This window comes from Yinghuangia sp. YIM S10712 (genome assembly GCF_051388935.1).
Classification (GTDB): Bacteria; Actinomycetota; Actinomycetes; order Streptomycetales; family Streptomycetaceae; genus Yinghuangia.
In genome coordinates, this window is the sequence record NZ_JBPKBI010000005.1 from 167,466 (window position 1) to 186,746 (window position 19,281).

Annotated in this window: 13 protein-coding genes; 1 reads left to right on the plus strand and 12 read right to left on the minus strand. The window is 71.7% G+C overall.

Annotated features, from left to right (window positions below):
• Positions 1-18: 18 nt before the first annotated feature.
• The 3 genes from ACRX5W_RS14285 to ACRX5W_RS14295 all read right to left on the minus strand — a co-directional run bounded on the left by ACRX5W_RS14285 (position 19) and on the right by ACRX5W_RS14295 (position 6,528).
• Positions 19-1,872: an acetolactate synthase large subunit gene (locus ACRX5W_RS14285; protein WP_436788470.1), complete on the minus strand. Its 1,854-nt coding sequence runs from the start codon at positions 1,870-1,872 to the stop codon at positions 19-21.
• A 319-nt stretch (positions 1,873-2,191) separates the two neighbouring features.
• The gene (locus ACRX5W_RS14290; RefSeq protein ID WP_436788471.1) at positions 2,192-5,050 is read right to left on the minus strand and encodes a putative bifunctional diguanylate cyclase/phosphodiesterase; all 2,859 of its coding nucleotides are present in this window, start codon (positions 5,048-5,050) and stop codon (positions 2,192-2,194) included.
• Between the two features lie 497 nt (positions 5,051-5,547).
• Positions 5,548-6,528, minus strand: coding sequence for a 2-hydroxyacid dehydrogenase (locus tag ACRX5W_RS14295; RefSeq protein WP_436788472.1), 981 nt, complete (start codon positions 6,526-6,528; stop codon positions 5,548-5,550).
• A 109-nt stretch (positions 6,529-6,637) separates the two neighbouring features.
• Between ACRX5W_RS14295 and ACRX5W_RS14300 the strand changes: the two genes are divergently transcribed.
• Positions 6,638-7,804, plus strand: coding sequence for a PQQ-dependent sugar dehydrogenase (locus ACRX5W_RS14300; protein WP_436788473.1), 1,167 nt, complete (start codon positions 6,638-6,640; stop codon positions 7,802-7,804).
• A 22-nt stretch (positions 7,805-7,826) separates the two neighbouring features.
• On the opposite strand, the gene ACRX5W_RS14305 is transcribed toward ACRX5W_RS14300, so the two are convergent.
• From ACRX5W_RS14305 to ACRX5W_RS14345, 9 genes are all read right to left on the minus strand, one after another.
• Positions 7,827-10,832: a helix-turn-helix transcriptional regulator gene (locus tag ACRX5W_RS14305; protein ID WP_436788474.1), complete on the minus strand. Its 3,006-nt coding sequence runs from the start codon at positions 10,830-10,832 to the stop codon at positions 7,827-7,829.
• A gap of 122 nt (positions 10,833-10,954) precedes the next feature.
• Positions 10,955-11,254, minus strand: coding sequence for a hypothetical protein (locus tag ACRX5W_RS14310; protein ID WP_436788475.1), 300 nt, complete (start codon positions 11,252-11,254; stop codon positions 10,955-10,957).
• Positions 11,255-11,556: 302 nt separating this feature from the next.
• Positions 11,557-13,059 (minus strand): Asp-tRNA(Asn)/Glu-tRNA(Gln) amidotransferase subunit GatB, encoded by a 1,503-nt coding sequence (gatB, locus tag ACRX5W_RS14315; RefSeq protein ID WP_436788476.1) that lies wholly within the window; start codon positions 13,057-13,059, stop codon positions 11,557-11,559.
• On the minus strand, positions 13,056-13,658 hold the full coding sequence (locus ACRX5W_RS14320; protein ID WP_436788477.1) for a hypothetical protein: 603 nt from the start codon (positions 13,656-13,658) through the stop codon (positions 13,056-13,058). The genes gatB and ACRX5W_RS14320 overlap by 4 nt, the downstream gene beginning before the upstream one ends.
• Complete coding sequence (locus tag ACRX5W_RS14325) at positions 13,655-14,884, minus strand: AAA family ATPase (protein ID WP_436788478.1); 1,230 nt, start codon at positions 14,882-14,884, stop codon at positions 13,655-13,657. The genes ACRX5W_RS14320 and ACRX5W_RS14325 overlap by 4 nt, the downstream gene beginning before the upstream one ends.
• Positions 14,885-14,977: 93 nt before the next feature.
• Entirely contained in the window at positions 14,978-15,211 is a 234-nt protein-coding gene (locus ACRX5W_RS14330; protein ID WP_436788479.1) for a hypothetical protein, read from the minus strand.
• 36 nt (positions 15,212-15,247) lie between these two features.
• Positions 15,248-16,741: an Asp-tRNA(Asn)/Glu-tRNA(Gln) amidotransferase subunit GatA gene (gene gatA, locus ACRX5W_RS14335; protein WP_436788480.1), complete on the minus strand. Its 1,494-nt coding sequence runs from the start codon at positions 16,739-16,741 to the stop codon at positions 15,248-15,250.
• A 2-nt stretch (positions 16,742-16,743) separates the two neighbouring features.
• Complete coding sequence (gatC, locus tag ACRX5W_RS14340; protein WP_231778331.1) at positions 16,744-17,043, minus strand: Asp-tRNA(Asn)/Glu-tRNA(Gln) amidotransferase subunit GatC; 300 nt, start codon at positions 17,041-17,043, stop codon at positions 16,744-16,746.
• 79 nt (positions 17,044-17,122) lie between these two features.
• Entirely contained in the window at positions 17,123-19,270 is a 2,148-nt protein-coding gene (locus ACRX5W_RS14345; RefSeq protein WP_436788481.1) for a putative bifunctional diguanylate cyclase/phosphodiesterase, read from the minus strand.
• Positions 19,271-19,281 lie beyond the last annotated feature (11 nt).

The following is a 19,281-nucleotide window of genomic DNA, read 5'->3' on the forward strand; positions in this document are numbered from 1 at the left end:
CTTCCCTGGAATCCCCGGTCACTCTTCGCCGTCGCCGAAGTCCGGGCGCACGTCCCGGGCGGCGATGATGTCGTCGTTGGACGTGCCGGCCGCCACCATCGGCCACACCATCGCGTCCTGGTGCACGACGAAGTCGACGACGACCGGGCGGTCGTTGATCTCCATCGCCTGCTTGATGGTCGCGTCCAGATCGTCCGGGTTCTCGCAGCGCAGGCCCACGCAGCCCATGGCGTCGGCGAGCTTCACGAAGTCCGGGATGTGCTTGCTGTGCAGGTCGGTGTTGGAGTAGCGCTCGTTGTAGAAGAGCGTCTGCCACTGCCGCACCATGCCGAGGCTGCCGTTGTTGATGATGGCGACCTTGATCGGGATGTTGTTGAGCGCGCAGGTGACCAGCTCCTGGTTGGTCATCTGGAAGCACCCGTCGCCGTCGATCGCCCACACCGTGGCGTCGGGCATGCCGACCTTGGCGCCCATCGCCGCCGGGACCGAGTAGCCCATCGTGCCCGCGCCGCCGGAGTTGAGCCACGTGTACGGCTTCTCGTGCCTGATGAACTGCGCGGCCCACATCTGGTGCTGGCCGACGCCCGCGGCGAAGATCGTGTCCGGGCCGCTGATGGCGCTGAGTCGCTCGATGACCAGTTGCGGGGACAGCGTGCCGTCCTCGGGCAGGTCATAGCCGAGCGGGTAGCGCTCGCGCCAGTCGTCGAGCTGCGTCCACCAGCCCGCGTAGTCGCCGCGCCGGCCGGCCTCGTGCTCCGCCTGCACCGCGACCACGAGGTCCGCGATGACCTCGCGGGCGTCGCCGACGATCGGCACGTCCGCGGTGCGGTTCTTCGAGATCTCCGCGGGGTCGATGTCGGCGTGCACGATCGTCGCGTTCGGGGCGAAAGTGTCGAGCCTGCCGGTGACGCGGTCGTCGAAGCGCGCGCCCAGCGACACGATCAGGTCGGCCCGCTGGAGAGCCGTGACCGCGGCGACCGTCCCGTGCATGCCGGGCATGCCCAGGTGCTGCGGGTGGCTGTCGGGGAACGCGCCGCGCGCCATCAGCGTCGTGACGACCGGCGCGCCGGTGAGTTCGGCGAGGACGCGCAGCTCGGCGGAGGCGTGCGCCTTGAGGACGCCGCCGCCGACGTACAGCACCGGCTGCCGGGACTCGGACAGCAGGCGGGCGGCCTCGCGGATCTGCTTGGCGTGCGGCCGGGTCACCGGGCGGTAGCCGGGCAGGTCGGGGGTGCCGGTCCAGGAGAAGTCGGTCAGCGACTGCAGCGCGTCCTTGGAGATGTCGACCAGGACGGGGCCCGGGCGGCCGGTGGACGCGACGTGGAACGCGGCGGCAATCGTCGACGCGATCTCGGCCGGGTCGGTCACCAGGAAGTTGTGCTTGGTGATCGGCATCGTGATGCCGCAGATGTCCGCCTCCTGGAAGGCGTCCGTGCCGATCGCGGCGCTGGGGACCTGGCCGGTGATGGCGACCATCGGCACGGAGTCCATGTGAGCGTCGGCGATCGGCGTCACCAGGTTGGTCGCGCCCGGCCCCGACGTCGCCATGCAGACGCCGACACGGCCCGTCGCCTGGGCATAGCCCTCGGCGGCGTGGCCGGCGCCCTGCTCGTGGCGGACGAGGATGTGCCGGACCTTCGTCGAGTCGAGGAGCGGGTCGTACGCGGGGAGGATCGCACCTCCGGGAATGCCGAAGACGGTGTCTACGCCCGCGGCTTCCAGGGAGCGGATCAGCGCCTGTGCTCCTGTCACCTGCTCAGTCATGGGTTTGTCTCTTCTCGATCGCGGTCGGCATCTCGTCGCGGGCAGGCTGCGGGGCCCGGGTGTCGTTCCGGTCCACCGCAACAAAAAACCCCTCGTGCCGTGAGGCATGCGAGGGGAGGCGCGTGGGCTGTGGTGCTCAGCTCACGCGCGCCGTTACTACGAGGATGCGGGTCTGCATGCGACGACCATTCCTCCGAGCATGGGCGCATGTCAAGCGGCACCCAACCGGGTCTCAGCATACGGACCCCGTCCCGGGGGCGGGCGGGGAGGACGGCGGCGTGGCGAGGAGGCAAAGGCAGAGGCTGGGGCGGCGCGGAGGCCGGGGCGGAGGCGGAGGCAGGGAGGCGGGCGGAGGCCGGGGCGGAGGCGGAGGCAGGGGCGACGGGGAGGCGGAACGGAGGCCGGGGCGGAGGCAGGGGCGAGGGCGTCACACGGGGGGTCGTTGCAGGGGGACGGCGGGTGGGCGGTCGGTGGGATCGTTGGGGGTTGGGGGGCTGCCGTTGGCGCTGTCTTCGCTGGGATTGCACCCGGTCGGGGTGTTCTTGTCCCCTGTGCCGTTGGCGCCGAGGTCGAGCGGGATGCGGCCGCGGGGCGGGGCGTCGGCGAGTCCGTTGCGGAGGGGGTCGGCGGTTCGCGGTGCGGGCTCGTCGGCGTGTTCGAAGCCTTCTCCGAGACGGCCGTGTGCAAGTGCCCGGAGCACGCTCTCCTGGTCCAACGGGCCCGCGTACAGACGGCCTTGCCCGCGCTGGCAGCCCATCTCGCGCAGGAGCGCCGCCTGGTCGGGGGTGTCGATGCCCGCCGCGACGAGCGTGAGTCCGATGTCGAGCCCCAGACGGACGATCGTGGAGGTCAACGCGGTCGAATGCGGGCAGGAACCGATCTCGGCGACGAACGACCGGTCGATTTTGAGCATGTCGATAGGCATCCGCCGCAGGTACTCCAGCGACGAGTGGCCGGTGCCGAAGTCGGCGACGGACAGGCGGACGCCGAGGCGCTTGAGGGCGAGGATGGTGTCCATGAGCGCGTCCGCTCCCTCGCTGCGCGCGTCCTCGGTGATCTCCAGCGCCAGCGACGGCGGCGGCAGGGCTGAGCGCCGCAGCACCGCGTCGACCACTTCGACGAAGTCCGGGCCGGTCAACTGCCCGGCCGGCAGGCTCACGCTCGCGCCGACGTCGTGGCCGGCCGCGCGCCAGCGCGACACCTGGTCGGCGACCTCTTCGAGGACCCAGCGGCCGAGCGACGGCATCGGCTCCTCCGTGCCGGCCGCCATGCGCAGCAACTCGGCGGCCCCGGCCGGTACGTCGCGGTCCTCGCGGCGCTGGAGCGTCGCCTCGACGTCGCACACGTGTCCGGTGCCGAGCTCGACGACGGGCTGGTAGTAGACCGCGAGGCGCTTCTCGTGCAGTGCGCGGCGCTGCCGGGCGGCATGTTCGACGCGACGGACGGCGTCGACGTGCATCTGCGGTGCGTACACCTCGACGCGGCCCTTGCCCCGGGACTTGGCCCGGTACATCGCCAGGTCCGCGTTGCGCATCAACTCGGCCGGCCCGATGCCGGGTGTGGAGTAGGCGATGCCGATCGAGGCCGCGACCCGCAGGTCCTGGCCGTTGATGCGGTACGGCGCGGACAGCGTCGTGAGCAGCCTCTCGGCGATCTCCCGGATCGCTTCGGACGACGCGTCGCCCACCAGCAGGGCCGCGAACTCGTCGCCGCCGAACCGCGCGACGGTGTCGCCGGCCCGCACCGCGTGTTCGAGTCGCCGCGCGGCCTGCACCAGCAGTTCGTCGCCGACCGCGTGCCCGCCCGCGTCGTTGACCGCCTTGAATCCGTCGAGGTCGAGGAACAACACCGCGACCGTGGGGGTCACGCCGCGCCGCTGCGCGAGGGCGTGCTGGATGCGGTCCTCGAAGAGCGCGCGGTTGGGCAGGTCGGTCAACCGGTCGTGGAAGGCGTCGTGTTCGAGCTGCGCCTGGAGTCGGACGCGGTCGGTGACGTCCCGGCTGTTGAGGATGATGCCGTCGCCGTACCGGTTGACCGCCGACTCGGTGTGCAGCCAGGCGCCGTCGGCGGACCGGACGCGGCACTCGATGCGCGTCATCGCGGGCCGCCCGGCCTCGTCCAGGAAGCGCCGCAGGTCGCTGCGCACGTGGGCGACGTCGTCGGGGTGGATCAGCAACTCCAGCCGGGTGCCGACCAGTTCCTCCGGCTCGAAACCGTAGACGCGGCGGACGGCGTGGCTGACGTACTGCAGCACGCCGTCGGCGGCGGCGATCATGATCACGTCGCTGGAGCCCTGCACGAGGGACCGGAAGTGGCTTTCCTTGACGGCGAGTTCCTGCGCCATGAAGACGTTGTCGACCAGCGTGATGCCCTGGCGTACCACCAGGACGACCAGCACCGAGCCGCCCGCGAACAGCACCACGGGGTCGGGCTGCCGGCCCGCGACCGCGTCGCCGAGCACGCCCGCGGTGCACACCGCGGCCGCGATGTAGGGAGTGAGGGCGGACAGTATCGAGAAGGTCCGGTGCCCTCCCGGGTCGGCTCCGGGCCGTGCCGGGCGGGCGTCGCCCATCCACGGCGCCAGGGCGAGGAGGACGCTGCCCGCGAACCAGCCGGCGTCCAGCAGCCCTCCGGAGCGGTAGCCGCCGTGCACGCCCGGGGTCGTCCACAGTGCGTCGCTGACGACGGTGACGGCGAGTGCCACGAGGGCGAAGTTGAGCGCCACGCGGTCGCCGCCGTCGGGCCGGAAGCGGAGCCCGAGCACCATGCTGACCAGCAGGATGTCCATGACGGGATAGGCGAGGGTCAGCGCGATGGCCAGGACGTCGGCCGGGTCGCCGTCCGCCGCGCGGGCCAGGGCGGTGCTCCAGCCGAGCGTGAACAGGGAGCCGGCGATGAGCCAGCCGTCCAACACGAGGCACGACCACGAGGCGAGCCCCTTGGGACGCTGCGCGACCAACAGCAGGCCGGTGATCGCGGGCGGGGCGAAGAGGAGGAAGAACCAGTCCGCCGGGCCGGGGCTGGGCACGTCGCGGCCGAGGATGACCTCGTACCAGCCCCAGATGGCGTTGCCGACGGAGACCATGCACGCGGAGGCACCGAGCAGCGCCCACGACAACCCGGTGCTGCCGCGCAGTTGCGTGGCCCGGGCGAGGCACGAGACCCCTGCGGCCGCCGCCGCGACGGCGAGGCCGAAATCGCCCATCGCGAGCGCGAGGGTGTGGTTGCCCCATCCCAGGACGGCGCCGACGGCGTAGGCGAGGCACAGCGGGACAGCGACGAACACGGCGCGTCGCCTGGTGCGGGTTCCGGACAAGGTCAGCGGTCACGCCCGCTCGGAGCGCCCGTCACGGGCCGCTCTTCCAAGCCACCGGCAGGCATCGACGCGGTGGTCCCCCGGCATTGACGACTCCCCTCCCGGCCGGGTTCCCACCCGGCCTCGGCGCAGAACTGACGGCCTACGGCCACCGATGTCGACCGTGCGGTGCGTCCCGGAACTCCCGAAGTCCGACAATCGGCTTTGACTTCGACGGCTCCGAAAGCTCGGGCACTCCGAAACAAGGCCGCCGCAGGACCAGTTGCCCGCTCACGCCGAAGTCCTGCGTGCGAACTGTCGCGGTGCCCCACACGGTTCGGACGATACACCAGTTCCGTCACTGTGCGCTTGGAGTTCAAGACACAGAGTGACCAACTTTCGCCAGGGTGAGGCTTGGTTCCGGTGAAGTTGTGCCGAAGTGGGTGGGAAATGCTGTCAAGTTCGACAGTCGAGGAATACCAGGGCAGTTACCACCCTGCGACGACGTTGTCGATCGGCCGCCCGGCCGCCCACGCGGTGATCTGACGTCGGATCAACCGCAGCGCGCGCGGCAGGAAGGCAGACGAACTGCCGCCCACGTGCGGGCTGATGAGCACCCCGGGCGCGTGCCGCAGCGGATGGTCGGCGGGCAGCGGCTCGGGGTCGGTCACGTCGAGGGCGGCGGTGACGCGTCCGGTGCGCACCGCGGCGAGGAGGGCCTCGGTGTCGACGACGGGGCCGCGCGCGACGTTCACCAGCAGCGCGCCGTCGCGCATGCGCGCGAGGAACGCCTCGTCGACCAGGCCCCGGGTGTCCGCGTCGAGCGGCGTCGTGAGAACCACCACGTCGGCGGCGGGCAGGAGTTCGGGCAGTTCCGCGATCGCCCGCACCGGTTCCCCGCCGGCGGTCGTGCGCGCGCTGCGGGCCACGCGGACGACGTCGACCTCGAAGCCGGCGAGCCGTCGTTCGACCGCCTGGCCGATGGCGCCGTACCCCACGATCAGCACGGTCCTGTCGGCCAGCGCGGGGTAGAAGCCCGCACGCCACTCCCCCGCGTCCTGGCCGCGTACGAACTCCGGGACGCCGCGCAGCGACGCGAGCATGAGGGTCACCGCCAGTTCCGCGGTGCTCGCCTCGTGGATGCCGCGCCCGTTTGCGAGCACCGCGCCGGACGGCAGATACGGCAGCACGTGCTCGTAACCGGCGGTCAGCGCCTGCACGACCCGCAGGTCCGGCATGTCGGCGAGCAGTCGCAGCGGGGCACGGTCGAAGGTGTACGGCAGCACGTAGAACGCCACCCCGTCGTGCTCGGTGGGCGGCGCCCCGGTCCCGTCGTACACCTCGACCGGCAGCCCGACGGGCAGCGGAGCGAGCAGTGCGGGATCGTAGGGGATCCGCACGCGGCCCGACGGCACGGATTCCACGCCGGTCGTCGCGGGCGTCGTCGCCGAGGTTGTCGCATCAGCCATGCGGGAACCTTAGGGGCGCGGTGATCGTCGTCGGGTCGGTGGCCCGACGTTCCGGGTGCGAGCGCGATGGCGCGGTGAGGTGGTGGGACCCGTGGTCCGAGGCAGGCGCATGAGGCGCGTGGGCGGGCTGGTCGTCGCCGGCTTCCTGGTCACGGGGCTGGTGGCGTGCAGCGACGACGATTCCGGGAACGACACCGCCGTGTCACCCGCGTCGTCGACGACCGGGCCCGTCGTGCCGCCGCCTGCGGGCTCCCCGGCACCGTCGGCATCCGCGGCCGCGTCGGCGCCGACCGCACGCGCGGTGCCTTCCGTGACGGTCGCCGGCGATGTGGTCACCGGACTGGAATCGCCCTGGGGCATCGCCCCATTGCCGGACGGCGACACTTTGGTGGCGTCCCGCGACACCGGCACCGTCTCGCGTTTCGGGCCCGGCACGACCGGCGTGGTCGAGGTCGGCAAGGTCCCCGGCTCGCGGCACAGCGGTGAGGGCGGCCTGCTCGGGATCGCCCTCTCACCGGACTTCGCGCGCGACGGCTGGGTGTACATCCACACGACGACCGACGACGACAACCGCGTTCTGCGCATGAAGTACGCCCGCGACACCGGCCTGACCGCACCCGAGGTGCTGCTGACCGGCATCCCCGCGGGCAGCAACCACAACGGCGGCCGCATCGCGTTCGGTCCCGACGGCATGCTCTACGTCGGCACCGGCGAGGCCGGCGACGAATCGCTGTCGCAGGACGTGGACTCGCTCGGCGGCAAGATCCTGCGCCTGACCCCGAACGGCCAACCGGCACCCGGCAATCCGTTCCCCGGGTCACCGGTGTACAGCCTCGGGCACCGCAACGTGCAAGGCATCGCCTGGGATTCGGCCGGGCGCCTGTGGGCCGCCGAGTTCGGCCAGAACACCTACGACGAGATCAACCTGATCACCCCGGGCGGGAACTACGGCTGGCCCGAGGTCGAAGGGCGCGGCGGCAGCCCGGAGTTCATCGACCCGCTCATCCAGTGGGAAACGGACGAGGCGTCGCCCAGCGGCATCGCCATCGTCGACGATGTGATCTACGTCGCGTGCCTGCGGGGCGAGCGGGTCTGGCAGGTGCCGATCGAGGGCACGCAACTGGGCACCGCGAAGGCCGTCATGCAGGACACATACGGCCGGCTGCGCACCGTGCTGCCGGCGCCCGGGGGCCTGTGGGTCTCCACCAGCAACACCGACGGCCGCGGCTCGGTGCGCGACGGGGACGACCGCATCCTCCACGTCAGGCTCGGCTGAGCGACGCGGCGCGCGGCCTCATTCAGGCGGAGTCGAGCAGTTGCAGCCGGTTCGCCAGGGCCGCCGCCTCGCCGCGGCTGGAGACCTCCAGCTTCCCCAGGATGTTGGAGACGTGCACACTCGCCGTCTTCGCGCTGATGAACAGCTCCTCCGCGATCTGCCGGTTGCTGCGCCCGGCAGCGACCAGCCGCAGCACGTCGCGCTCACGCGGCGTCAACGCCTGTGCCCCGACCGCGTCGCCGGACCGGGACGGAGCAGCCCCCTCCGGGTGCGTGACGCCGTCCAGCGGCACGCGTGCGCGGCGGGCCAGCAGTTCCATCTCGTCCGCGAGTGCCCGGCTGCCGAGGGCGACGGCAGCGGCATGCGCGGCCGACAACACTTCGGCGCCGCGCGTGCGGTCTCCGGCGGAGATCAACGCGGCGGCGAGCCGTGAGCGCACGCGGGCCAGAGAGTACGGCTGTTCGGTGCGCTCCCACGCCGCGACGGCCTCCTCCCACAGCTCGACTGTCGCCTCGCCCTCCGCACGGGCGAGCTCGGCGCGCAGGTTGACGTTGTACGCCTCGTCGAGCGGGCAGTCGCGGGACAGCGCGAGGGCTGCGGCGTGCAGCTCCCGCACGGCTTCCCGACGGGCTGTCGACCCGGCGCTGGCGCGCGGTTGCCCGGCAAGCTCTGCGGCGTCCCCCTCGGCGCGCGCGGCCTCGACGAGCAGTGGCCAGACGTAACGCTGGTGGCCGGCCGGGAAGCCCGCGCGCAGATCGGGGGCGACGAGCTCGCGGACGTCGGCGAGCCGCCCGAGCCGCCGTGCGACGGCGACTTCGAGTGTGCGCAGCGGGATGCGGAACTGCGGTTCGACATAAGCGGCTTCGGCGATCCGGCGGGCGTCCTCCAGAGCGGTGGTGGCCGCGGCGATGTCGCCCCGGGCCAAGGCGATCTCGACCACGAGCCGGTGCGCGTGGCCCAGCGTCTCGGGCTTGGGGTCGTATTCGAAGACCTCGTCCAACAGGCCCCCGGCCTCGTCCCATTCGCCGAGGGAGCTCAGGCTCTCGGCGAGGTTGCCGATGGTGAACGCCCCGATGCCGCGGATGAGTCCGCGCTCCCGGGCGATCTCCAGTGCCTCGCGCGCGGCGTCGGCCGCCTCGCGGTGCCGGCCGAGTCCTTCGAGCACCGAGGAAAGGTTGCTGAGCACGAGGCACAGGATGTCCGGCTCGGACGCGCGTTCCGCGAGCGCGCGGGCCTCCTCGAACTCCGCGAGCCCTTCGTGCGGGCGCCCGAGCGATACCAGGAGGCATCCGAGGGTCTTGAGGATGGTGGCCTCGTCGGCGGGGCTGCCGATGCCGCGCGCGATGGCCAGCGCCTCGCGCGCGGTCGCGACGGACTTCTCCGTCGGGTCGTCGAGCATCTCGTCGCGGGCGATCTGGCCGAGCACGCGGGCGTGTTCGATCGACGGTGGCAGCCCGACCAGCAGCGACTCGGCCTTCTGGAGCGAGCTGAGGCCGCTGGACCGGTTGCTGCCGCGCAGCAGGCCGGCGCGGATCGTCCACAACGCGGCGGCGCGGCGCGGGTCGCGGTCGGCGTCGACGAGGTCGAGTGCCTGCCGGGTGAAGGCGAGCGCCTTGTCGTACGCGTTGTCGAAGCGGGCCGGCGGGATCGCGGCCATCAGCAGGTCGAGCAGCGTGATGCCGGTGAGCTCCTCCGCGTCGGCGACCTGCTCCCACAGCTCCAGCGCGCGTTCGAGGAGGCGGAACTGCTCGCCGAAGGCGTACCGCGAGCGGGCGGTCTCGGCGGCGGCGAGGACCGCGGGCAGGGCTTCGGTGGCGCGGCCCGCGTGGTACCAGGACATCGCGAGGCGGCTGGAGTGCTCGTCGGCCGGGACGAGCTCGGGCCGGCGTTCGAGGGCTTCGGCGTAGCGGACGTACATCCGCATGCGCTCGCCTGGCAGCAGGTCGTCGCGTACGGCCTCGCGCACGAGGGCGTGCCGGAAGTGGTATCCGTCGCCCTCCCTGGTGGGCACCAGGACGTGCATCGAGACCGCGGGGCGCAGCGCCTCGTCGAGTTCCACGCCGCCGATGCCGGAGGCCTCGCTGAGCAGCGCGTGCCCGACGGTGTTGCCGCCCACCGCGGCGAACCTCACGACCCGCTGGGTCGTCTCCGGGAGCTCCTCGACGCGGATCAGCAGGAGGTCGCGGAGTGTGTCGGACAGCCCGGTCAGTCGGCCGTGGCGCACGCTGCACGCCAGTTCCTCGACGAAGAAGGCGTTGCCCTCGGACTTGCGGTAGATCTGCCGGATCAGGCCGCGCGGCGGCTCCTCGCCGAGGATGCCGCGCAGTTGTTCGCCGACCTGGGCGTGGGTGAGCCGGCCGAGGTCGAGGCGGCGCACCGACCTGATGCGGTCCAGCTCGGCGAGGAACGGGCGCAGCGGATGGCGCCGGCCGATCGCGTCGGCGCGGTAGGTGCCGACGATCAGGATGCGGCCCCGGCGCAGGGAGCGGACCAGGAACGACAGGAGCTCGCGGGTGGACGCGTCGGCCCAGTGCAGGTCCTCGAACGCGACCACGAGGGTGCGGTGCTCGCCCAGCTTCTCCAGCACGCGCAGCATCAGCTCGAACAGCCGGGCCCGGTCGTAGTCTCCGGACGGCTCGCCGTTCGGGGCGGGGGCGAGGTGCGGCATCACCCAGGACAGGTCCTGCTCACGGCCCGCGACCGCGGCGGCCAGCTCGGCGCCGACGGTGTCGGCGAGCGCGCGCATCGCGGCGGAGACGGGCGCGAACGGCAGGCCCTCGGCGCCCAGCTCCAGGCACGCGCCGACCGCGGTGACGGTGCCCTTGGGCTCGGCCTGGGCGAAGAACTCCTGGAGCAGCCGCGTCTTGCCGACCCCGGCCTCGCCGCCGATCAGGACGACCGCGGGCGTGCCCGCGTCGGCATCGCGCAAGGCGTCCGCAAGCCGGGACAACTCGGGGAGCCGGCCGACGAATACGGGACTGACCGCGACACTGGACACGCTGTCGAGGATGCCATGGGCAGCGGGCACAAAGCGCCCCCTTTTCTCTCCAGGCACACGTGTTTCCGCAGGTCAGAGCGGTGGGCGGGAAGTGGCCCGGCATTCCGCCGCGGAAGTGGTCCGGCGCGGGCCGGCGCGGGCCGGTGCGGGCGTCACGTCGTGGAACGCACGGAGTTTTCGGGGCCGGCTTCCACGCGCCCTCCGGTTTGCTCCGCGGTCCGCGCCTCTGTCCGTGCCGCCGACCCTGCCACTGTCCGTGCCGCTGTCTGTGCTGCTGTCTGTGCCGCTGATTGCGCTGTGGTCCGCGCGGCCGTTTGTTGCGAGGCCTGCTCGGCGCGGGCCCGGCGGCGGGCTTCGCGGCGGCGCAGCAGCGCCTGGTGGATCAGCCGCTCGTGGGCGGCGACGCGGTGCAGCTCCTGGGCGCGGGCCTGGAAAAGCTCGTACTCGATCATGTCGTGTCGCTCCCGAGGTCTTCCCCGGACGCTCTTCGGCCGGCGGTCGCCGGCGTTCCGGGGCATGCGACAAGACTTGTCGGCCAGTGGGGGGCGGGGCATCGGGCGGATGCCCGATCTCGGCGGGCCGCCGGGTGCGCGCAGCGCCTAAGGCGTCCTACGCCGCCGGGCCCTCGGGGCCGCCGAACGACGGTGTGCGCATAAGGCGGCCTGAGCACCCGCGCGGGCTTCGGGAACGACAACGCGCGAAGGGGCGCCCCCGTACCGGACGGGAGCACCCCTTCGCGCGTGTTGTCGCGGGCTCAGGAGACGCCGAGCTTCTCCAGGATGAGCGCGCGTACGCGGGCGGCGTCGGCCTGTCCTCGGGTGGCCTTCATGACCGCCCCGATCAGCGCGCCGACCGGGCCGAGGTTGCCTGCCTTGATCTTGGCGACCGCGTCGGCCTGCGCGGCGATCGCGTCGTCGATGGCGGCGCCGAGCGCGCCCTCGTCGGAGACCACCTTGAGGCCGCGCTTGTCGACGACCTCGTCCGGCGTGCCCTCGCCGGCGAGAACGCCCTCGATCACCTGGCGGGCCAGTTTGTCGTTGAGTTCGCCGGCCTTGACCAGTTCGGCGACGCGGGCGACCTGCGCGGGGGTGATGGGCAGCGCGGTGACCTCGACGCCGCGCTCGTTCGCGTTGCGGGCGAGCTCGCCGAGCCACCACTTGCGTGCGGCGTCGGAGTCGGCGCCGGCCGCGACGGTGTCGATGATGGCGTCCAGGGCACCGGCGTTGACCACGGACTGCATGTCGAAGTCGCTGATGCCCCACTCGGCCTGGAGGTGCTTGCGGCGCGCCGACGGCTTCTCCGGGAGCGTCGCGCGCAGCTCCTCGACCCACGCGCGGGTGGGGGCGACGGGCACGAGGTCGGGCTCGGGGAAGTAACGGTAGTCCTCCGCCTCCTCCTTGACCCGGCCGGACGTGGTGGTGCCGTCGTCCTCGTGGAAGTGCCGGGTCTCCTGCACGATCGTGCCGCCCTCGGTGAGGACGGTCGCGTGGCGCTGGATCTCGAACCGGATCGCGCGCTCGACCGAACGCAGCGAGTTGACGTTCTTCGTCTCCGAGCGGGTGCCGAACTTCTCCTGGCCGTGCGGGCGCAGCGAGAGGTTGGCGTCGCAGCGCATCTGGCCGAGTTCCATGCGGGCCTCGGAGACGCCGAGGGCCCTGATGAGGTCGCGCAGTTCGGCGACGTACGCCTTGGCGATCTCGGGGGCGAGCGCGCCCGCGCCCTCGATCGGCTTGGTCACGATCTCGATGAGCGGGATGCCGCACCGGTTGTAGTCGAGCAGCGAGTAGTCCGCGCCGTGGATGCGGCCGGTGGCGCCGCCGACGTGGGTCGACTTGCCGGTGTCCTCCTCCATGTGGGCGCGCTCGATGCCGACGCGGTACGTCGTGCCCTGGACCTCGACGTCGAGCCAGCCGTCGAAGGCGATGGGCTCGTCGTACTGCGAGGTCTGGAAGTTCTTGGGCATGTCCGGGTAGAAGTAGTTCTTCCGCGCGAAGCGGCACCATTCGGCGATGTCGCAGTTCAGCGCGAGCCCGATGCGGATCGCCGACTCGACCGCCGTGCGGTTGACCACCGGCAGCGCCCCGGGCAACCCCAGGCAGGTGGGGCACACCTGGCTGTTCGGCTCGGCCCCGAACTCCGTCGAACACCCGCAGAACATCTTGGTGTTCGTACCGAGCTCGACGTGGACCTCAAGACCCATGACCGGGTCGTACGAGGCCAGTGCGTCCTCGAACGACAGAAGGCTCGTCGTGCTCACAGGAAGTGCAACTCCTTAAGGGTCTTGGTCGTGCGGCTCACCCAGTCGGCGTACGCGGGCACCTGGCCGAGCGCATCCAGGTCGACATTCTGCCCGAGTACCTCGAAGTAGTCTTTGGGCTGGTTGTGCGTGACCGCGGCCATGGTCTTCCTCAGTACGTGTTTCGGTTTCGACACCTTCTCCACGGCCTTGGCCGACGCCGGGAGGCCGGACGTGTCCGCACCCGGCAGCCCCGCGAACGCGGCCGGGTCGGCGAGTATCCAGGCTTCGGTCTCCTTCTTGGGAACCACGATCACGGGGGCGGCCGGGAGCGGCTCGACGATCCACGTCAGGTTCTCGGCCTTGTGTTGCTCGTTGGCGTCGCTGTGAATGAAAAGCACGTGGCAGCGGTGCGCGAGTTCGCTGATCTCGCGATGCAGTTTCGCGGGGTCCGACACCATCGTCGCCGTCGGGCAGAGCAACGGTTCACCGGCCAGATCGACGTCGGCCCCGGCGCTCTTCTCAAGTAAGGCACGGACTTGGCGCATGACCAAGGGCTTGAGGAAATACAGATCGCTGGTGCCTTCCGCGACCAACCCGAGGACCAGGGGGCGACTCACCCGCCACCTCCCGCAACGGTTTCCAGGATGCGCCGCACCTCGTAGTCGGTGGCGTAGGTGCCGAGGTCGGCGTCGGGCGGCGGCGTTCTCAGCACGGGGCGCGCGACGGTGATCTTGTGGCCCGGTCCACCGCCACGGGTGATGCGCGTGGCGGTGTCGACGAAGACGAGGCTTCCATCGGGGGCGTCACGCATCGCCGCGACCAGGACGGGCGAGTGTGTCGTCAGCAGAAGCTGCCGCAGACCCGTGTCGCGTGCGGGTGGTGTTTCACGGTAGTCGGCGACGTCGCGGCGCAGGCGGCGGAGCACCTCGGCGAGCCGGGCGGGGTGCAGGCCGTCCTCCAACTCCTCGACGGCGAGCGGGCCGCGGGCTGTGCGGTCGTACGCGGCGGCGAGCAGGGCAAGTACGCGCAGCGTTCCCTCGGACAGCAGTGGCGGCGCGGCGTGTTGTCCGTCGCGGAACACGAGGTCGAAGTCGTACTCGGAGCGGCGTTTGTCGAACAGCGGCTGCACTTCCCGGACGTCGGAGATGAGCGTGGCCAAGTCGACGTTGAGGCCGGCCAACAGGCCGTGCCGCGACAGCCGTTCCAAGACCGCGGCAAGGTTGGCACCGTCCGGCCGCAGAAGGTCTTTGATCGCACCGACCCCGGGAACAGGGCGGCGCATCGTGGCGGGGTCCAGCTCCAAGGGCCGCCACGACCGGCACTCGTCCTCGATCCACAGCCGCAGCGGTGCGTGCGCGCCCGTGGTCGACAGGGGCAGGTGGCGGGGTTGGTCGCCGGGGACAGCGTCGACGGCCTGGCCGATCGCCGCCTCCCACGCACCCGAGAGGCCGAGACGCCGCATCCACGAGCGGTCCTTGAGCGCCGAGACCCACATGGCGGATTTCGGACCGGGCACCAACTCGTCGTCCTGCCACGAGGCTTGCAACCGGACGCGGGCCGGCAGCGGACCGTACGGGCTGTCCAACAGCAAACCGACGGTGATCAGCATGTGCGGGCCGATACCGGCGGCGGTGCGGTGGAACAGATCGGGGCCGTGGCCGCGCGGTTGGTCGGTGAAGGCGGTGTCGAAGCCGCCGTGGACGCAATCGGCGACCAACCGGAGCGCGTCGAAGATGTTGGACTTGCCCGCGCCGTTCGGGCCTACGAACACCGTGGTCGGTCGGACATCGACGCGGAGGCCGACGAGCGACTTGAAGCCGTCGATCTCCAGTCGCGTGATCAAGGATTGCCCCCTCGGGCCCTCGGATGAGCGGACAGGAGGCCCGCCGCCGTGTGGCGACGGACCTCCCGGGTGGTGGTCACGGACGGACCGCGGTCACAGGGCTGCGATGTCGACGGACTCCGCGTCTTCCTCGCGGAACGAGCGGATCAGCAGGGCGACACCGGTCACGACGGCGGCGGCGGAGACGATGGCGTCGGTCAGTTCGAGCTTGTCATTCTTGCCGCGCGCCTCCTTGATCTGCTTCATGACGCCGATCGCGCCGAAGACCTGCATGCCGAGGCCGATGATCTTCGCAGCCTTGCTTTTGGGGGCCTTCTTCTTGGCCATCTGCTTCTCTCCTGTCGGGTGCGGGACGTCGGAACGTCACAAAGCCGGCGCCTGGTCCAGCAACGGGGCGCCCCAGCGGTCGAGGTATGCCGCCTCGACCGCCGCGCCGACCTTGTAGAGACGATCGTCGGCCATGGCGGGAGCGATGATCTGGAGGCCCACCGGCAGGCCGTCCTCGGGGGCGAGCCCGCACGGCAGCGACATCGCGGCGTTGCCGGCCATGTTGGACGGGATGGTGCACAGGTCGGCCAGGTACATCGCCATCGGGTCGTCGGCGCGCTCGCCGATCGGGAACGCGGTGGTCGGCGTGGTGGGCGAGACCAGCACGTCGACCTGCGCGAACGCCGCGTCGAAGTCGCGGGTGATGAGCGTGCGCACCTTCTGGGCCTGGCCGTAGTACGCGTCGTAGTAACCGGACGACAGCGCGTACGTGCCCAGCATGATGCGCCGCTTGACCTCGGCGCCGAAGCCGGCCTCGCGGGTCAGCGACATGACCTCCTCGGCGGAGCGGTCTCCGTTGTCGCCGACGCGCAGGCCGTAGCGCATGGCGTCGAAGCGCGCGAGGTTCGACGACGCCTCGGAGGGCGCGATCAGGTAGTACGCCGGCATCGCGTAGTCGAAGTGCGGGCACGAGATCTCGACGACCTCGGCACCGAGGCCACGCAGCAGTTCGACGGCCTCGTCGAAGCGCTGGAGCACACCGGCCTGGTAGCCCTCGCCCGCGAACTCCTTGACCACGCCGACCCGCAGGCCGCGCACGTCGCCGGCACGGGCGGCGGCCACGACGTCGGGTACGGGCGCGTCGACGGACGTCGAGTCGAGCGGGTCGTGCCCGGCGATCGCCGCGTGCAGGAGCGCGGCGTCGAGCACGGTGCGCGCGCAGGGGCCGCCCTGGTCGAGCGACGACGAGAACGCGACGAGGCCGTAGCGGGAGACGCCGCCGTACGTCGGCTTGACGCCGACCGTGCCGGTGACCGCGGCGGGCTGGCGGATCGAGCCGCCGGTGTCGGTGCCGATGGCGAGCGGCGCCTCGAAGGCCGCGAGTGCCGCGGCGCTGCCGCCGCCGGAGCCGCCGGGGATGCGGGCGAGGTCCCACGGGTTGCCGGTGGGGCCGTACGCGGAGTTCTCCGTCGAGGACCCCATGGCGAATTCGTCCATGTTGGTCTTGCCGAGGATGACGACGCCGGCCTCCTTCAGGCGGCGTGTCACGGTGGCGTCGTACGGCGGCACCCAGCCTTCGAGGATCTTCGAGCCGCAGGTGGTCGGGACGCCGCGGGTGGTGAAGACGTCCTTGAGCGCGAGCGGCACACCCGCGAGCGGGCCGAGCGCGTCCCCCTTGGCGCGGCGCTCGTCGACGGCCTTCGCGGCCTCCAGGGCGCCTTCGGTGTCGACGTGCAGGAACGCGTGGACCTTGCCGTCCACTTCGGCGATGCGGTCGAGGTGCGCCTGCGCGACCTCGACGGCGGAAATCTCGCCGGCGGCGATCCGCGACGCTGTCTCGGCGGCGGTGAGCCTGGTCAGATCGGCCATCGCTACTGCTCCTCCCCCAGGATCCGCGGCACGCGGAAACGCTGGTCCTCGGCGGCCGGCGCACCGGAGAGGGCCTGCTCCGGGGTGAGCCCCGGGCGGATCTCGTCGGGCCGCATGACGTTCGTCAGCGGCAGCGGGTGCGACGTCGGCGGAATGTCGTCGGCGGCGACCTCGCCGACGCGGGCGACCGCGCCGATGATGTCGTCGAGCTGGGTGGCGAGGTGGTCGAGCTCCTCGGCCCCGAGCTCCAGCCGCGACAGCCGGGCGAGGTGGGCGACCTCCTCGCGCGAGATGCCAGGCATGCAGCGATTCCTTCAAGGGTGGTTTGGGAATGGGTTCCGTCGTCGCCATCCTAGTTGCCGGACGGGCGGCGGCTTTCCGCTAGCCCGTCACCCGCGTCGGGTTCTGGAGCGGCCGGGGGCGCTGGGCCGGCGGGCCGGCGTCAGGTGGGCGGCGCGGGGGTGCCATGCGCGCGCCGACACCGTGGCGGGCCAGCCAGGCGGTGGCCTCGTCGCGCGGCAGGGCGCGGGCGATGAGCCAGCCTTGCGCGCTGTCGCAGCCGAGGTCGCGCAGGCGGTCCCAGGTGGCGTCGTCCTCGACGCCTTCGGCGACGACGCGCAGGCCGAGCGAGTGGGCGAGGTCGACGGTGGAGCGGACGATCGCCGCGTCGTCCTCGTCGACGGTCAGGCGCGCGACGAACGAGCGGTCGATCTTTATCTCGCTGACCGGGATGTGGCGCAGGTGGACGAACGACGAATAGCCCGTGCCGAAGTCGTCGAGGGACAGGCGTACGCCGAGTTCCCGCAGCGCGTCGAGATTGGCCGCGGCGCGCTGCGGCTCCTCGAACAGGACCCGCTCGGTGATCTCCAGGTGCAAGGCGCCGGCCGGCAGGCCGTAGCGGCGAAGACCGGCCGCCACGGTGTCGGAGAACGCGGGGGCGTGGATGTCACGGGCCGAGATGTTCACCGCGACCGGCACCTCGATGCCCTCGCTGCGCCAGCGGGCGACCTGGGACAGGGCCTCGTCGACGACGTAGCGCGTGAGCCGCGGCATGAGGCCGGTCTCTTCGGCGAGGCGCACGAACACCTCCGGGGAGATGTAGCCCCGGTCGGGGTGGCGCCAGCGCACCAGGGCCTCGCAGCCGTCGACGCGGCCGGTGGTGAAGGACACCTTGGGCTGGTAGTGGAGTTCGACCTGGCGGACGTCGAGGGCCCGGCGCAGGTCTCCGAGGAGCAGCAGTTTGTCGCGGGTGTTGACGTCGCGGGCCGGGTCGTACAGTTCGACGCCGCTGCGCAGCCGTTTGGCCAGATACATCGCGACGTCTGCGTATTGCAGCAGCCCGGCCATGCCGCGTGCGTGGTCCGGGAAGACGGCGACTCCGACGCTCACCTCGATGTCCAGGGCGAGATCGTCGAGTTCGAACGGTTCCGCGAGGACTTCGACGATCTGCCGGGCCAGGGCCAGCGCGACCTTGTCGGGCGAGGATTGCGACGCGGCGGATTCGGAGGGCACGAGGTCAGGCACCAGGACGGCGAATTCGTCGCCGCCGAGCCGCGCGACGGTGTCGCCCGGCCCGACGATGCGCAACAGACGCTCCCCGACCTGGCGCAACAGGCGGTCCCCGGCAAGGTGCCCGAGGGTGTCGTTGACCTCGTGGAAGCGGTGCAGATCGAGCAGGAACAGCGCGATCCTGCCGTCCCGGGGGGCGGCACGGATGACGCCCTCGCCGTGTTCGAGGAGGAGCCGACGGTTGGGCAGCCCGGTCAACGGATCGCGGTGGGACAGTTGTTCGCGGTCGAAGGACACGCGCGTCGACCGGTAGAGGCTGTGCAGGGGCAGGACGAACAACGGCAGCAGCCACGGGTTCGCGTGGGCGACGACGGCGATCAGCGGCGCGATGCCGATCAGCGCCCCGTTGGCGATGACACGCACGCGGAACTCCTCGCCGGCCAGTGTGGTGGTGGGTATGCCGCGCCAACTCGCGCGCAGCAGCCACGAGGAGCCCTGCGCGACGCCGACGAGGACGGTGCCTGCGAGGAGCACCGCGGGCAGTTCGGCGGCGGCGAGTTCCCGCACATCCTCCCGTTCGGGACGCACGCCGCACAGGTGCAGCACGAAGTCTGCTGCCACGAACGCGAGGACGTAGTGGCCGGTGATGTAGACCAGGCGCCGCACGGTGTCGCGGCGCATGACCCCGGAGATGAGGACCGGGACCACCAGGACGAGCGCGGCCAGGACCCAGCCGTGCACGAGGAGCAGGGCGTACGCGACCGCGACGGACGGGATGGCGCCGGGCACGTACATCCCGCGCCGGGTGAGCCCGAGGTGGATGCCGTCGGCGACGACGAGGGCGAGCATGATCCACACGCCGGCCTCTCCGACGGGCACCGGCGAACTGCCGCCGGCCACGACGCGGGCGACGGCGGCGACCAGGACGAGGTTGCCGACGCCGCTGACGACGACGGCGTTCGCGACGAACCTGCCCGGGCGCGCGACGCGCGACAGATCCGTGCGTCCGAACCGTCGCATGCACAAGCTCC

Bases quoted from the DNA above. Each gene is read 5' to 3' on its own strand.
- ACRX5W_RS14285 (WP_436788470.1), bottom strand. From the start codon at position 1,872: ATGCCTCACGGCACGAGGGGTTTTTTGTTGCGGTGGACCGGAACGACA.
- ACRX5W_RS14295 (WP_436788472.1), bottom strand. From the start codon at position 6,528: ATGGCTGATGCGACAACCTCGGCGACGACGCCCGCGACGACCGGCGTG.
- ACRX5W_RS14300 (WP_436788473.1), top strand. From the start codon at position 6,638: ATGAGGCGCGTGGGCGGGCTGGTCGTCGCCGGCTTCCTGGTCACGGGG.
- ACRX5W_RS14310 (WP_436788475.1), bottom strand. From the start codon at position 11,254: ATGATCGAGTACGAGCTTTTCCAGGCCCGCGCCCAGGAGCTGCACCGC.
- ACRX5W_RS14330 (WP_436788479.1), bottom strand. From the start codon at position 15,211: ATGGCCAAGAAGAAGGCCCCCAAAAGCAAGGCTGCGAAGATCATCGGC.
- gatA (WP_436788480.1), bottom strand. From the start codon at position 16,741: ATGGCCGATCTGACCAGGCTCACCGCCGCCGAGACAGCGTCGCGGATC.
- gatC (WP_231778331.1), bottom strand. From the start codon at position 17,043: ATGCCTGGCATCTCGCGCGAGGAGGTCGCCCACCTCGCCCGGCTGTCG.
- ACRX5W_RS14345 (WP_436788481.1), bottom strand. From the start codon at position 19,270: ATGCGACGGTTCGGACGCACGGATCTGTCGCGCGTCGCGCGCCCGGGC.